This is a genomic window from Pseudomonas sp. GW821-FHT02B10 (assembly GCF_059421865.1).
Genome location: NZ_JBWKVU010000009.1, coordinates 267,695 through 281,722 on the forward strand (window position 1 = coordinate 267,695; position 14,028 = coordinate 281,722).

The 14,028-nt window shown below is 57.2% G+C and carries 13 protein-coding genes; 9 read left to right on the forward strand and 4 right to left on the reverse strand.

From position 1 onward, the window contains the following. Nucleotides 1-40 precede the first annotated feature (40 nt). The 8 genes from AC07VU_RS20375 to AC07VU_RS20410 all read left to right on the forward strand — a co-directional run bounded on the left by AC07VU_RS20375 (nucleotide 41) and on the right by AC07VU_RS20410 (nucleotide 8,401). Nucleotides 41-631 carry a hypothetical protein gene (locus tag AC07VU_RS20375; RefSeq protein ID WP_277588834.1) on the forward strand — a complete coding sequence of 197 codons (591 nt, stop codon included), beginning with the start codon at nucleotides 41-43 and terminating at the stop codon, nucleotides 629-631. Between the two features lie 607 nt (nucleotides 632-1,238). After that, complete coding sequence (locus AC07VU_RS20380; RefSeq protein ID WP_102680278.1) at nucleotides 1,239-2,099, forward strand: MurR/RpiR family transcriptional regulator; 861 nt, start codon at nucleotides 1,239-1,241, stop codon at nucleotides 2,097-2,099. Nucleotides 2,100-2,136: 37 nt separating this feature from the next. After that, nucleotides 2,137-2,676, forward strand: coding sequence for a D-alanyl-D-alanine dipeptidase (gene ddpX, locus AC07VU_RS20385; RefSeq protein WP_053261163.1), 540 nt, complete (start codon nucleotides 2,137-2,139; stop codon nucleotides 2,674-2,676). A gap of 206 nt (nucleotides 2,677-2,882) precedes the next feature. Then, nucleotides 2,883-4,463, forward strand: coding sequence for an ABC transporter substrate-binding protein (locus AC07VU_RS20390; protein WP_495030340.1), 1,581 nt, complete (start codon nucleotides 2,883-2,885; stop codon nucleotides 4,461-4,463). 75 nt (nucleotides 4,464-4,538) lie between these two features. After that, nucleotides 4,539-5,555 carry an ABC transporter permease gene (locus AC07VU_RS20395; protein ID WP_495030341.1) on the forward strand — a complete coding sequence of 339 codons (1,017 nt, stop codon included), beginning with the start codon at nucleotides 4,539-4,541 and terminating at the stop codon, nucleotides 5,553-5,555. Nucleotide 5,556: 1 nt separating this feature from the next. Then, entirely contained in the window at nucleotides 5,557-6,438 is an 882-nt protein-coding gene (gene ddpC / locus AC07VU_RS20400; RefSeq protein WP_053261166.1) for a D,D-dipeptide ABC transporter permease, read from the forward strand. 2 nt (nucleotides 6,439-6,440) lie between these two features. Continuing rightward, a complete protein-coding gene (locus tag AC07VU_RS20405) occupies nucleotides 6,441-7,430 on the forward strand; it encodes an ABC transporter ATP-binding protein (protein WP_495030342.1) in 990 nt (329 codons plus the stop codon). After that, complete coding sequence (locus AC07VU_RS20410; protein ID WP_101337984.1) at nucleotides 7,430-8,401, forward strand: oligopeptide/dipeptide ABC transporter ATP-binding protein; 972 nt, start codon at nucleotides 7,430-7,432, stop codon at nucleotides 8,399-8,401. Before AC07VU_RS20405 ends, AC07VU_RS20410 begins: the two co-directional genes overlap by 1 nt. A 102-nt stretch (nucleotides 8,402-8,503) precedes the next feature. Here AC07VU_RS20410 and AC07VU_RS20415 read toward each other — a convergent pair whose 3' ends face one another. Further along, nucleotides 8,504-9,226: an SDR family oxidoreductase gene (locus AC07VU_RS20415; protein WP_495030343.1), complete on the reverse strand. Its 723-nt coding sequence runs from the start codon at nucleotides 9,224-9,226 to the stop codon at nucleotides 8,504-8,506. Between the two features lie 311 nt (nucleotides 9,227-9,537). Further along, nucleotides 9,538-9,807, reverse strand: a complete 270-nt coding sequence (locus AC07VU_RS20420; RefSeq protein WP_087090967.1) for a hypothetical protein — start codon at nucleotides 9,805-9,807, stop codon at nucleotides 9,538-9,540. A gap of 918 nt (nucleotides 9,808-10,725) precedes the next feature. On the opposite strand from AC07VU_RS20420, the gene AC07VU_RS20425 reads away from it, so the two are divergent. Next, nucleotides 10,726-11,091, forward strand: a complete 366-nt coding sequence (locus AC07VU_RS20425) for a hypothetical protein (protein WP_274303047.1) — start codon at nucleotides 10,726-10,728, stop codon at nucleotides 11,089-11,091. Between the two features lie 686 nt (nucleotides 11,092-11,777). On the opposite strand, the gene AC07VU_RS20430 is transcribed toward AC07VU_RS20425, so the two are convergent. Both AC07VU_RS20430 and AC07VU_RS20435 read right to left on the reverse strand, forming a co-directional pair. Beyond that, a complete protein-coding gene (locus tag AC07VU_RS20430) occupies nucleotides 11,778-12,716 on the reverse strand; it encodes an AraC family transcriptional regulator (RefSeq protein ID WP_274303048.1) in 939 nt (312 codons plus the stop codon). A gap of 22 nt (nucleotides 12,717-12,738) precedes the next feature. Continuing rightward, nucleotides 12,739-13,572, reverse strand: a complete 834-nt coding sequence (locus AC07VU_RS20435; RefSeq protein WP_277588811.1) for an oxidoreductase — start codon at nucleotides 13,570-13,572, stop codon at nucleotides 12,739-12,741. Nucleotides 13,573-14,028 lie beyond the last annotated feature (456 nt).

Sequence of the window (14,028 nt, forward strand, 5' to 3'; positions counted from 1 at the left end):
TCCAAATACGTGTTAAATATCCGGGCAGGAGCCAAGAGACATGACAGGGGAAGATCTGATTAGAGCTATAAACAACAACACAACACTTATGGAATTGAAGAATTGTCCTGGTGTGCCAGCTCAAATGAGCTGCGCTGTTTACGGGAAGGTGCAAGATGATGTTGGAAATGATGTCATTGAAAATAATGCGAGCATGAAGTACCAAATCGAACAAGCACTTCTATTTCGTGGCGATCACTCACAGACAGCTGTTTGGCACTTTCTTATTACGGGATCAGCGGTTCATCACTTTGTCGTTATCCCTTGGTACAAGCAGTCAGTCGGGACAGTGTATACGGTCTTTATGGCCTACGAGCATAAAAAGGGCGACGAGTATGGGTACTCGGTGGATAAGTATGTCAAGCATATCCATCCAGCCCCTGGCGAGATTAAAGGCTACAAGACAGTTTGGACGGCAAACGACCTAAGCACCATGCTCTCTGACTTGCTAACTAAGAGTAACGCTTGGGAAGAATATTTCGGTAATGTTGGACCCGCTCAGGCAGATGCAATCCGCTACTATCAATACAAAACAACAGCACTAAGCTCTGCAGTTTCCAACGTGAATCAATACAAAGAGCTCTGTCGGTAGACTACTTGACCATCCTGGCGACCGCCTCACGCTTGGCCTGCGGTTACCCAAAGCCCACCTTCAGTGCCTTGATGTGCAGGTGGGCCTCGGCCAGCAGCCTAAAAAGGCCGCCGCGTACTTTTGCCAAGGGGTGAGGGCGAAGTCCGCATTCATGCAAGTGCACTTGGATCAGTTCCGCGTAACCAGCATGTGCCGCGTACTAGGCGTACAGCGCAGAGGCTTCAACGGCATCGCCTTAGCTCAACAAGCTGCTGATGGCAGTGGACTCCATTCAAACCTGTCTCGAAGACCTTGAAGACCTCGAGGTCACGAACGCCGATACGGCGTCTCGCTCGTGCTTCCAGAGGAGCACCAGCGTTTCTGGACTCATGCAAAGCAGCTGTCCGGCTGAACGCCCACTAATCGCAAGAAGCCCCCCCGATCTGGCTTCGGGTCGCCGAGTCACCCTTTGACGTGAGCCGAAACGGCGCAGATCCACTTGCCTGATAGCGCCCTAGGGTGCCTGCTGAAAAAAGGCATTGTGTTGTCTCGAAAACGCATGTTATGTTTTTAACATTATCTAAATTAATGACAAGCTAATAACAATCTGTGCTCAGGGGGCTCTGACATGCCTACGGAAAAGAACAGCTTCCTACAGTTGCTGGAGCAGGAGTTCTCCAGCCTGACCCCTACCGGCAAGCGCATCGCCAGCTATCTGTTGGGTAACCCGGAACAGCTTCCGTTCGAGTCGGCCGATAGCATCGCGCAGCGGACCTCCACCACAGGGATTTCTGTGGGGCGCTTTTTTCGCTCCCTTGGCTACCAGAACATTGATGAAGTCAAACAGAGCCTGCGCGGTGAAACGCCCACCTCGTGGCTGATTACCGACCGCATCGGTGCCTTTCGTGCCGAAAGCAATCAGGAAGACGCTCTCGATCGTTCCATGAGTCGCGAAATCGAGGCCATCCGGCACGTGTACGGTCTAGCGCGCAGCAGTGCCTTTGCCGATATCGTGCAGCGCATCTACGAAGCTGATGCCGTATTCATCCTCGGAATCCAGTCCACTCGCGGGATTCTCACAGCGTTTCATAGCCACCTTGAATACATTCGGCCCAAGGTCTACTACGTCGATGGCCTGTCAGGAATCTACGCAGAAACCCTGAACTCCGGCTTCGCCAATCCCTACGCAATCATTTCGGACTTCCGTGCTTATTCCAGCGTGACCCAGACCTTCTGCGACGCGGCGGTAGACAACGACCTGTCACTGGCCCTGATCACAGACCTGCAGTGCCCTTGGGCCAGGGATTACCCGCTTGACCTCTTGCAACTGAAAACCGATGTCGGGCAGTTCTGGGACTCCCTTGCACCCTTGGCCTGCCTGTTAAATCTCATCGTGTCGGCCGTCGCGGAAAAATACGGTGATCGCCTCGATGAGCGCTTGGCCAAGAACCGTCAATTGCAAAAAGCTTTCGGTCAGTTCGAAAGCTGATCCCATCGCCCCACCGAATCCCAACTGGAGTGTTTGCGTGAACAACAGCCCACTTGTAGAGATTGATGCCCAGCGCTATCAGGTGCAAATCGACCTGATCTACGCCGGCGCAGAAAATCTGGCTGGAAAAGTGATCTATCCGAATGCTCGTTGCAGGTTGCACCGTCAGGCTGCGACTTGCCTGGAAAAAGCTAGCCAGCTCGCGCGCCAGGCCGGGTTTGTCCTGCGCATTTACGACGCCTACCGGCCACCCTACGCCCAGTACCTGTTGTGGGAAGCGCTACCAGACAACGACTATGTGCGTGACCCGCACTTGGGCTCCCACCATAGCCGTGGGGTGGCGGTGGATCTGACCTTGGTGGGCGCCGATGGTGAGCCACTGGACATGGGCACCGCATTCGACGCGATGGAAGAAAAGTCCCATCAGTTCTACCCCGACTTGCCAGCAGACGTGCAACGCAATCGTCTGCTGCTGCTGGGGATCATGCTGGATGCTGGTTTCCAGGCAATTCCCACCGAGTGGTGGCATTACGAACTACCGAACGCCGACGATTACCCATTGCTGGAGGACGAGTAAGCCACGGGTTTTACAAGCCAATCGAACCGCAACACCGCCCCCGGAAAAACCACAGAGTTTTCGAAAAGCACACTGCACAGCCCACTTTCAATGTGGCTGATAACAACAACAAACCAGCATCACTTACGTTTCACCTGCAACTGCCCGGTTATAGCTTTTATAAAAAACCTGACCTACTTCCCTATCGAATGATCAAGGAAACCGGCATGAACCCAATGAACACCGTGACCAGCAAAACCTTTCCCGGCGCCGGCAAACTGCTGCTGAGCGTTTTGTGCAGTGCATTGAGCCTCGGTGCCTGGCAGGCTGCTGCGGCGGCTGTACCCCAGGACACGCTGGTCATCGGCAAACCCGCCGATCCGCAGACCCTCGACCCGGCCGTGACCTTTGATAACAACGACTGGACCATCACCTATCCGTCGTATCAACGCTTGGTCGGCTACAAGGTCGAGGGCGACAAAAGCAGCACTGAAGTGCAGGGCGACCTGGCCGAGAGCTGGACCGTTTCCCCTGACAGCCTGGTCTGGGAGTTCAAAATCAAACCGGGCAATAAATTCGATGACGGTGCCCCGGTAGATGCCACAGCGGTAAAGTTTTCCTTTGATCGCTTGATGACCCTCAAGCAAGGGCCTTCCGGCGCATTTCCGGAGGACATGGTGGTGGCGGTCGTCGATCCGCAGACCGTCCGCTTCACCCTGAAAACGCCTTTCGCGCCGTTCCTGTTTACCCTGGCCCACAACGGTGCTTCGATCATCAACCCCGATGTGGTCAACAAGAGTCCGGACGTAAACGCCTGGCTGTCGAGCCACACCGCGGGCTCCGGTCCTTTCCGCCTGAGCAACTGGCAAAAAGGCCAGTCGTTGACCATGGAGCCAAACACCTATTTCGCCGGCCCCAAACCAGCGCTGAAAACCGTGGTCATCAAGATCATCGGTGAGCCCTCCGTGCGCCGCCTGCAGTTGGAACGCGGTGACCTGGACATCATCGAAGACATGCCCGAAGACCAGCTTGGCGCTCTCGCCAGCAAGCCGGGCGTCGTGGTCAAGGATTTCCCGTCGTTGCGGGTGACCTACCTGTACCTGAACAACAAAAAGGGTCCGCTGACCAGCGTCGATGCCCGTCGTGCGATAACCGAAGCCGTGGATTACAACGGCATAGTCAAAGGCATCCTCAAGGACAAAGCCAAGCTGATGAACGGGCCGATCCCGGACGGCATGTGGGCTTATGACAGCTCGCTGTCGCCGATGAGGCAGGACATGGCAGCCGCCAAGGACAGCCTCGCCAAGGCACCGCAGAAAATCACCAACCTCAGCTACATGTATTCGGACAAGGATCCCAACTGGGAACCGATCGGCCTGACTCTGCAAGCCGCATTGGCGCCACTGGGCATCAACCTCAAGCTGGAAAAACTCGCCAACGCGACATTGCGTGAGCGCGTCGGCCAGGCGGACTACGACATCGCTGCCGGGGCCTGGAGCCCGGACTTCGCGGACCCGTACATGTTCATGAACTTTTGGTTCGACTCCAAGATGCAAGGCCTGCAAGGCAACCGCTCGTTCTACAGCAACCCGGAAGTCGACAAACTGATCCGCGAAGCAGCCGCTACCAGCGATACCGCCAAGCGCGTCGAGCTGTACCAGAGCGCGCAGAAGGTGGTGCTCAAGGACAGCGTTTACGCCTACCTCTATCAGAAGAGCTACACGCTACCGATGCGTGACTCGGTCAAGGGCTACCTGTTCAACCCCATGCTCGAGCAGGTGTTCAACCTGGGCAGTATGAGCAAGTAAACCCGCTTCCTCGCGCCAGCTGTTCGCGGCTGGCGCGGCTTCTGACTCTCGTCGCTCGTGTTACTGAGGTGCCAAATGGCCTTCCTGACTTTGTTGCGCAAGCGTCTGCTCGGCCTGTTGTTGGTCGTGTTCGGTGTTTCGCTGATTACCTTTGCAATTTCGCACTTGATTCCGGGCGATCCTGCCCGACTGATCGCTGGCGACCGTGCCAGCGACGCCTTGGTGGCCGGCATCCGTCATCAGCTGGGATTGGATCTGCCGCTGTATCAACAATACGGTCGTTATCTGATGGACCTGCTGCACGGAGACCTGGGCACCTCGATACGCACCAGTCGTCCCGTGCTGGAAGACTTGCAAGCGTTCTTCCCGGCAACCCTGGAACTGGCGCTGGTAGCGCTTGTGCTGGCGGTTCTGGTCGGCATCCCGCTTGGCGTGCTGTCAGCGGTTTATCACAACCGGGTCATTGACCAGATCGCCCGTACCCTTGCGGTCACTGGAATTTCCACGCCGGCCTTTTGGCTCGGTCTTGGTGCAATCGTTCTGTTCTACGGTCACCTTGGCTGGCTACCGGGTGGTGGCCGGTTGTCCGAAGGGCTGGCGCCGCCACCGGCAATCACCGGTTTTTATCTGATCGACTCGCTGCTCGCCGGTGATGGCCGACTGTTTCTCGATGCTGTGGAGCACCTGATTCTTCCCGCTGCAACGCTGGGGTTCGTGACCTTGGGTGTCGTCGCACGACAGATTCGTTCAGCCATGCTTGATCAACTGGGTGAGGACTATATCCGCACCGCACGCGCCTATGGCCTGTCCCGATGGACCGTGATCCTGCGCCACGCACTGCCCAACGCCCTGATTCCTTCGGTGACTGTCCTCGGGTTGACCCTGGGTGATTTGCTGTATGGCGCAGTGCTGACCGAAACAGTATTTGCCTGGCCTGGCATGGGCGCCTATGTCGTCAAGTCGATCCAATCGCTGGACTTCCCCGCGGTGATGGGCTTCGCCATTCTGGTTTCGTTCATCTACGTGCTGTTGAACATGGCCATCGATCTTTTGTACCGCGTGATCGATCCACGCATCGGCGAGGTGAACTGAAATGTCCGTAACCCTGACGGCAGCGCGCCGCCCGCGCTGGAGCGAAAAAACCGCCTACCTGGCCTATCAGATCCGCCGAAGCCCGCTGACCATGGCGGGCCTGACGATCACTTCTATCGTGTTGCTGTGCATGATCTTCGCCCCTTGGCTCGCCAGCCACGATCCCAACGCACTGAACCTCGCCGAACGCCTGGCGCCACCGTCCAGCGACCACTGGTTCGGCACCGACGAAGTCGGCCGCGACCTGTTCAGCCGCGTGCTGTTCGGTAGCCAGCAGTCGGTGGGCGTCGGCCTGTTCGTGGCTTTTGCCTCCTGTTTCATTGGCGGGTTGCTGGGATGTTTTTCGGGAGTGGTCGGTGGTCGTTTCGACGCGTTAATCATGCGCCTGATGGACATCATGCTGTCGGTGCCGTCGCTGGTACTGATTATGGCCCTGGCGGCGGCGTTGGGCGCGAGCCTGTTCAACGCCATGCTGGCGATTACCCTCGTGCGAATTCCGTCCTATGTGCGGCTGGCCCGTGGCCAGGCCTTGAGCATCCGGCAGATGGGGTACGTCAAGGCCGCCCAGACCTTCGGGGCTGGACGCTGGCACGTGGTGCACTGGCACGTGGCACGCAACGCGATGCCTCCATTGCTGGTGCAACTGAGCCTGGATATCGGCAGTGCGATCCTCATGGCCTCGGCCCTGGGCTTTATCGGCCTGGGGGCACAACAGCCCACGGCCGAGTGGGGCGCGATGGTCGCTACCGGGCGTAACTACATCCTGGATAACTGGTGGTACTCGACCTTTCCGGGTCTGGCGATTCTGATCACAGCCACCGGCTTCAACCTGCTGGGCGATGGCGTGCGCGATCTGCTCGATCCACGGCAACAGGGGAAATGACCATGCACACTTCGAGTCCAGTACTGGCCATCGACAACCTGAGCCTGGAATTCCCGGCTTACAAAAATAACGTCAAGGCCCTGAACGGCGTGTCGTTGCACGTCAATCCCGGCGAAATCGTCGGCGTGGTAGGCGAGTCGGGGTCGGGCAAGTCGGTCACGGCGATGCTCAGTATGCGATTGCTGCCAGAGCGCAGTTATCGGATCACCGCCGGCAGCTTGAGCATGCTCGGTCGCGACATGCTGGCGGCTCCTGAAAAGGAGCTGCTACAGATGCGTGGGCGCGATGCCGCGATGATTTTCCAGGAGCCGATGACGGCCCTGAACCCGACCCGGCGCATCGGTCGGCAAATGCTCGACGTGATCATCCATCACCAAAAGATCAGCACGGCCCAAGCCCGTCTCAAGGCAATTGCATTGTTGCGTGACATGCACATCGCCAGCCCGGAGCAAGTATTGGAGAGTTACCCTTTCGAGCTGTCCGGAGGCATGCGGCAACGGGTGATGATCGCGCTGGCGTTCTCCTGTGAGCCGCAACTGCTGATCGCCGACGAGCCGACCACCGCCCTCGACGTTACCGTGCAACGCCAGGTGCTGTTGCTGCTGAGAGAAAAAGCCCGGCAACAGGGCACCGCCATTCTGCTCATTACCCATGACATGGCCTTGGTTTCACAGTTCTGCGACCGGGTGTATGTGATGTATACCGGCGCGGTGGTTGAAGAGGGCGGTACCGTCGAAGTGATGGGCAACCCGCAACATCCCTATACGCAAGGGTTGCTCAGTGGCCTTCCGGAAATGGTCGAGCCGGGTCAGCCGCTGCTGACCATCCCCGGTCAAGTGCCAAACCTGGCGTCTTTGCCTGTGGGCTGCACCTTTCAGGAGCGTTGCCCCTACGTCATGCCGGTTTGTAGCAAACGCCCGAACCTCAACAGCATTAATGGTAATGACCAACGTAAAAGTGCGTGCTGGTTACCGGTTAAGGAGCTTTCGTGATGAACAATGCCGTCATTCATACCACCACCCAAATGGCACCCACGATTCTCCAACTTGACGATGTTCGCGTCCGTTTCCCCATCAGTAATGATTGGCTCGGTCGACCGCGGGGATATGCCCACGCTCTGAACGGCATTGACCTTCAGGTACGGGCGGGAGAAACCCTCGGAATAGTGGGCGAGTCAGGCTGTGGCAAAAGCACATTGGCGCAGCTATTGATGGGCTTGGTGCCGCCCAGCAGCGGCGAGCTGAACTGGGCCAGTCGCAGCGGCGGCGAGGGCAGCAGCAACGTTCAAATTGTTTTCCAGGACCCACAGTCTTCGCTTGATCCACGCTTGCCTGTCTGGAAAATCATCACCGAGCCGTTATACGCCCGAGGTCACGCCTCCCGCGCGCAGATGCGCGATGTGGCGGCCCGGGTCGCGGCCCAAGTCGGCATCCGCCCGGAGTACCTGGACCGCTTTCCCCACCAGTTTTCCGGTGGTCAGCGACAGCGGATTGCCATTGCCCGAGCCCTCTCATCAGACCCGGATATTATTGTCCTGGACGAGCCGACATCGGCGCTGGATATTTCGGTTCAGGCACAGATCCTTAACCTTCTGGTGGAGTTACAAAGCGCTCGCAACCTGACTTATATCCTGATTTCCCACAACGTCTCAGTAGTCCGCCATATGGCAAACCGGGTAGCGGTGATGTACCTGGGGCAAATCGTTGAACTTGGCAGCGCAGCCCAGGTTCTCGATCAGCCACGCCATCCCTATACCCGCTTGTTGCTCGAGGCGGTACCACGACTAGGCGTGCCGCTGCATGCCGAACACGTTGCGGCGCCTACCGAATTGCCAGGGAACCGTCGGCTACCGAGTGGCTGCTTCTTCCGCGAACGTTGCGGCCTGTGCACCGCTGGCTGCGAAAAGCCCCAGGCCTTGCTGGAGAATGAGCAGCAGCGCGTGCGATGTCATTTACAGAGCTGATCACTGCCAGCAGACCGCAACACGGGACCTCGATCGTGCGGACGACTTCAGGTAATCGCTGAGCAGACCAGCAAGGGCGACGCAGGGCACGGCGCTGTTGTATCAGCACATCGATTTGCCAACGGACGCTCCGCCATCGACAAACAATGTCTGGCCAGTGATAAAGCCGCTCTGTTCCGATAACAGGAAGGCGATGGCCGCCGCGACTTCATCCGGCTGACCGAGCCTGCCCATGGGAACGCTCGCCAGGTAACGCGCTTCACCGTCGCTGCCCAGCGGATTGCCGGCGCGGAACAACTCGGTTTCCGTGGGGCCTGGAGCAACGGCGTTGACGGTGATCCCGGTGGCTGCCAACTCCAATGCCCAGGACCGCGTGAAGCTGACCAGCGCGGCTTTTGCCGCGGCATAGGCGGTGCGGTATGGGATTCCCAGAATGGTCAGGCTGGAGATGTTGACGATCCTTCCCCAACCGCGATTGCGCATACCCGGTAGCAGTGCTTGCGTTGCCTGCAAGGCGCTATGCAGGTTGATCCGCATGACCTCATCAAAGTCATCGAGCTGTATATCGCCCAATGCCTGCGGGCGTACCAGGCCAACGTTATTGATCAAACCATCGAAGTCATAACGAGAAACGAGCCCCGCCAACGTTCTTTCGGTCTGCGCCCGGTCGCCCAGATCTAGGGAAATAAGGGTGCCGGGAAAGTGTGGATCGTTGCTGTTGCGAGCGATGCCGACTACATGGTGGCCCGCTTGGGACAATTGGTTCGCGAGCGCACGTCCGATGCCTTTGCTGGCACCGGTGACAAGGAAAGTACGAGTTTTCATTGCAGAGCTCCAAACATCCGGGATCGGGGAAGGGGGCGGTGCCAGGATGTGGCGCGCCATCAACCAGGGCGGAGTCGGAAGCATGCCCTGTCTGGATACTCTATTGATGTGTGTTGTGGCGATAAACCACCGCCAGAGGAATTCATCTGGACTTGGAAGGCAATGATCGCTGGGACAGCAAGGTTGAAAATGCAGACTTTCGCATCTTTTGTTGAGGCCCGTCGTCAGCAAGTTACGCGGCAAATCGAGGAGCCTACAACAGGCTCTGGTGCACGCTCACCACGCAAGTCACGCACCAGGCCCGTCAATAATTACCACTGGCCGCTTATGAGACAACCGACGATTTCCCAACCGCTGTATTCCCACCAGGAATATCGTTCATCGGAGCAACTTCTGGCCAGGCTGGCCATCTGGATTTCGCCAGCTTTTTGATGGGTTCCGAAAGGAGTGTCAATAGAAGCTGTCACCTGATTGACGGTCTGGGGGGCCTTGATGGTGGTCGGATGCACGGAAGCGTTCGCGACAGTTGCGGTGAAAGCGAGCGTCGCGGATACGGCCAGAGAAGTTATGGGCTTTTTCATGTTCGAATCCTTTCAGTTATCTGACATGCGGCTTATACATCGGCCTGACCTGCCTTTATCAATAATCTGAACAGATCGGGCACTCGCGTAGTGTGGCGCCATGAAAGCCTACCATCGCGCTGCCTCCCGCACAGTCGCTCAACGACACTATTGACAAGCTGGTAAATGCTTGGGTTTTTCTGTGGGGAGAGCTGCCCAAGAGTTAGCGATTTCTATCGGTGTGGTGCCAATTGCTGTCGTCATGGTTTGAGGCGGAGGGATGCCAACGGCGTTGTTTCTGAGGACGGCATTCAAGTGTGCAGCGGTAACCGACGCCACACCGTGCATGATTACGAGAATGGAGGCTTTGCCAGGCTGAAAATTTGGCCAACCTTAGCCTCAGCTCTGCATATGATGATTCGCATAATGTATATTATGTTAAACGACAGGTCATGTCATAGATGTTCATGAGCCGCATAAGAGTACCCGGAAGTGAACATCGATTTTTTTGAGACCTAAATGAGGTAGGCGGAACCGACCGATAAACTCGGCCAATCTGGATAGACAATCCCAAAACTTCGCCCAGTTCAAAATGTTATCCCTTCTCCATCGTTTTCACCTGATAAATGAAAAGAGATGGCATCCATCACTAACCGGCCGCCTGAACTAACAGGGAAAATCTCGGTCAATTGAACGCAACGTAAGAGTTTAATGACGTCGTGCCTGCATTACCTGTCGTAGGTATTTGGAGTGGGTATCGTCCTGCCACTTATAGTAACTCGAGCGTTAACCCGAGAACTTAAGAAGCGGAGCTGTCTACCCCAGTTACTCTTGGTAATACTTTTCAAGATTGACGGCGATCGATTGATGTCAAAAAAATACTTGGCCGATCTGATTCGGTCATTACAGCTCGATTCAATTCTCAGGTAGAGGTGGCGTATGTATATCGTCAAGAAAGCACCGAGCTTGGCAATGGTGGGAATCCTGATGGGTGGTTTTTTTCAATCATCCGTTCAGGCTGAAGGCATCGTTGGCTCGGCACTCAACGGCGCAGCGAATATCACCGGGGCCGCGCTGGGTGGGGCCGCCAATGTCACCGGGGCCGCGCTTGGAGGTGCGGCGAATGTTACTGGAACAGCACTCGGCGGCGCAGCAAACATTACAGGGACCGCACTCGGCGGGGCCGCCAATGTCACCGGCACTGCGCTCGGTGCTCCCCGATACAGTTCCGACGATGACTACGCCCCGCCACCACCAAAGCATCGCCGCCATCAGCAACAGCGTTATTACCAGGATAATAACTAACAGCAGCAGCTGTCTTATCCAAGCCGGCCAGAAACTGATGTTTTGTTGTTGATGGTGGCAAGAGTTCAACAGGTAGCGGGGAATCATTCAAAGGGCGATAGTGTTCACTTGTTTTTAAGTGGGCACTATCGCCCTCTTTTAGTGCAACCAACGCTCAGCGAAATACTCATCCGAAACAAAAGCGCATACGTAAAGGGTTACCGCCCATGGCTGATAACACCTTCGCGGGTTTGTCTTTATTTATATTTCTATAGTTCTCGCCCTGGTATATGGCAGATCAACTTCGTAAATGCACTATAACTGGGCGAGGCGCCATTACAGGTGACTTATCGTTTTGGGTACCGGGTCGTTGAGCATGGGCGGGTCGACTTTGTGGATCAGTTGCTTGATCGGTACGCCTTCGGGCAATGCACCTGGCTGACCCAATGGCTGGGCATGGGCGTCCAGGACCGGGGGTCGTTGCCGGCCTCATCGGTCGGTTGAATCACCTCGCCCTCCAGCAGCGGGCGATAACCTGGCGCTGGTGTGGGCCGCCCGCCAGTAACGCTGCCCGCCGCCAGGCCAGGGACAACATTCGAGGGTTGTTGCGTAGAGCGCTTCAAATCCATGCCGCTGAACTCCTGTGAGGTGACGTTCAAGCACGAAGCAAAACGCGCGCCACAGACTTGCTCAGGCAGGTGCGAAAACTAATGCGACGAGACATAGACAGACGGCGTGGACGGCGCAGGCAATGCATAGGTCGCCTTCATCCATTCGATCTCCGCCTGGGGCGTTCGGCCGAAGAAGCGTTTGAACTCGCGACTGAATTGCGAGGCGCTTTCGTAGCCTACGTTGAAGGCCGCCGTCGAAGCGCTCATGGCGTTGCGCAGCATCAGCAGTCGCGCCTGGTGCAAGCGCGTCGACTTCAGGTACTGCATCGGCGAGGCGTTCGTCACGCTGCGAAAGTGCAGGTGAAAGCTGGGCACGCTCATGCTCGCTTCCTGGGCCAGGGACTCCACGTCCAGGCGCTCCTGGTAGCAACTGTGGATCTTGCGAATTGCGCGAGTGACCTTGCCGAAGTGCCCCTGGCGATTGAGCGCGACACGCATCGAGCCGCCCTGCTCGCCCGTCAGGATGCGGTAATAGATTTCCCGCACCAGCGACGGTCCGAGTATCTGCGCGTCACCTGGAGTACTCATCGCCTCGAGAAAGCGCAACGTCGAGGCGCGCAGCAGATCGTCCATCGGCGAGGCATACATCCCCTTGGGCTGGGCGTCGCTGGGCCCGAGGGCTTCATCCACTTGCAGCAGCAACTCGCTGGCCACCTGCAAGTCGAGACGCATGTAGACCGCCAGCATGGGCTCTGCCTCACTGGCATCGGTCTCCATGGTGAACGGCACGGGTACCGACACCACCAGGTAATGCTGGGCGTCATAGACGTAGACGTCATCCCCCAGGTAGCCACGCTTGCGCCCTTGGCACAGGATGACGATGCCCGGGTCATACAAAACCGGAGTGCGGGTCAGGGGCCGGTTCGAACGCAGGAAGCGGATATCCTCCAGCGCGCTGAGGTTGTAGCCCTCGACCGGAGCCAGCTTTTCCATCAGTTGCACCATGCGCGAGGTCTGTGAGTCAGCCAGATTCATTGACGGCCCCTTGGCTGACCGTTCAACCATCGGTCGAACGGCTCAGCGCTTCCCATTGATCGATCTCATTGGCCGCCTGCTCCAGTCTGGAACGCACCAGGCTCAAGGCATCGCTGCCCAGCAGCAGGTGTGCGGGTGGCGCCGGACTGGCGATGACCTGCAACATCGCTTGCGCGGCTTTGCGCGGGTCGCCAGGCTGTTTGCCGCTTTTCTCTTCCCGCGCTTTGCGCACCGGATCGAAACTGGCGTCATAGTCGGCAATGCTCCGTGGCGTGCGCTGCATCGAACGACCGGCCCAGTCCGTGCGGAACGAGCCTGGCGCCACGGCGGTCACGAAGATATTGAACGACCGCAATTCTTTGCTCAGCGTATCGGAGATGCCTTCGAGCGCAAACTTGCTCCCGCAGTAGTAAGCGATACCCGGCATGGTGATGGTGCCGCCCATGGAGGTGATATTGAGAATGTGACCGGCACGCCGCTTGCGAAAATATGGCAGGAACGCCTTGGTGACCGCGACCGCGCCGAACACATTGACGTCGAACTGGCGACGCAGCTCCTCCAGCGGCGACTCTTCAAAGATGCCCTCATGACCGTAGCCAGCGTTGTTGACCAAGACATCGACCGGGCCATGAGCGGCTTCGACAGCCGCGACCACGCTGTCGATCCGCTCGAAGTCAGTGACATCCAGAATCACCCCATGGCCACGATCCACGGAAAGCGCCTGAAACGCCTGCAAGGCCGCTTCATTGCGCACAGTGCCGATAACCCGATGCCCCGCGGCAAGCGCTTCCCGCGCCAGCGCATTGCCAAAGCCGCTGCTGACACCCGTGATGAATAGGGTTTTTATGCTGTTCATGGCGAGCTCCGATAAATAGGGACGAGGCGGCCATGCTATCCAGCGAACACTCGGTCACCTATGCCGGTTTGTCTTTGAGCATTGCCTATTCCTATCAGGGCCAGTAGTTAAGTGGGTAGTCGCCGATCTCCACTTCCGCGAGTCAGGTCCGCTCCAGCGTGGCAAAAGGGCAAGAAGCAAAAAGCCTCGGAACAACTAAGCAAGATCATCGTAGGCTATCGAGGGAAAAGCGCCCTGCCTCAAAATCCGCTCTAGTAAAAAGTCACGTCATGTCAAGTGTAGTGGTCTAATGAAATCTATGGTCACCCCCATTTTTGCAATGCTGATTAACGGGTGAAGTGGTTGGCTTGCTTAAATCTATCCGGCGTCTGTATGAGGCATGCCCCGCGCCATGATGAGAGTCGCGCCTGGCAATCCTGAAAACCGGAGCGGCTTCTAAAGCCGTTTCATAAGTCA

What these genes read in the sequence shown, in the direction of transcription:
- AC07VU_RS20375 (WP_277588834.1), top strand. Translation starts at nt 41, where the DNA reads ATGACAGGGGAAGATCTGATTAGAGCTATAAACAACAACACAACACTT.
- AC07VU_RS20380 (WP_102680278.1), top strand. Translation starts at nt 1,239, where the DNA reads ATGCCTACGGAAAAGAACAGCTTCCTACAGTTGCTGGAGCAGGAGTTC.
- AC07VU_RS20390 (WP_495030340.1), top strand. Translation starts at nt 2,883, where the DNA reads ATGAACCCAATGAACACCGTGACCAGCAAAACCTTTCCCGGCGCCGGC.
- AC07VU_RS20395 (WP_495030341.1), top strand. Translation starts at nt 4,539, where the DNA reads ATGGCCTTCCTGACTTTGTTGCGCAAGCGTCTGCTCGGCCTGTTGTTG.
- ddpC (WP_053261166.1), top strand. Translation starts at nt 5,557, where the DNA reads ATGTCCGTAACCCTGACGGCAGCGCGCCGCCCGCGCTGGAGCGAAAAA.
- AC07VU_RS20405 (WP_495030342.1), top strand. Translation starts at nt 6,441, where the DNA reads ATGCACACTTCGAGTCCAGTACTGGCCATCGACAACCTGAGCCTGGAA.
- AC07VU_RS20410 (WP_101337984.1), top strand. Translation starts at nt 7,430, where the DNA reads ATGAACAATGCCGTCATTCATACCACCACCCAAATGGCACCCACGATT.
- AC07VU_RS20415 (WP_495030343.1), bottom strand. Translation starts at nt 9,226, where the DNA reads ATGAAAACTCGTACTTTCCTTGTCACCGGTGCCAGCAAAGGCATCGGA.
- AC07VU_RS20420 (WP_087090967.1), bottom strand. Translation starts at nt 9,807, where the DNA reads ATGAAAAAGCCCATAACTTCTCTGGCCGTATCCGCGACGCTCGCTTTC.
- AC07VU_RS20425 (WP_274303047.1), top strand. Translation starts at nt 10,726, where the DNA reads ATGTATATCGTCAAGAAAGCACCGAGCTTGGCAATGGTGGGAATCCTG.
- AC07VU_RS20430 (WP_274303048.1), bottom strand. Translation starts at nt 12,716, where the DNA reads ATGAATCTGGCTGACTCACAGACCTCGCGCATGGTGCAACTGATGGAA.
- AC07VU_RS20435 (WP_277588811.1), bottom strand. Translation starts at nt 13,572, where the DNA reads ATGAACAGCATAAAAACCCTATTCATCACGGGTGTCAGCAGCGGCTTT.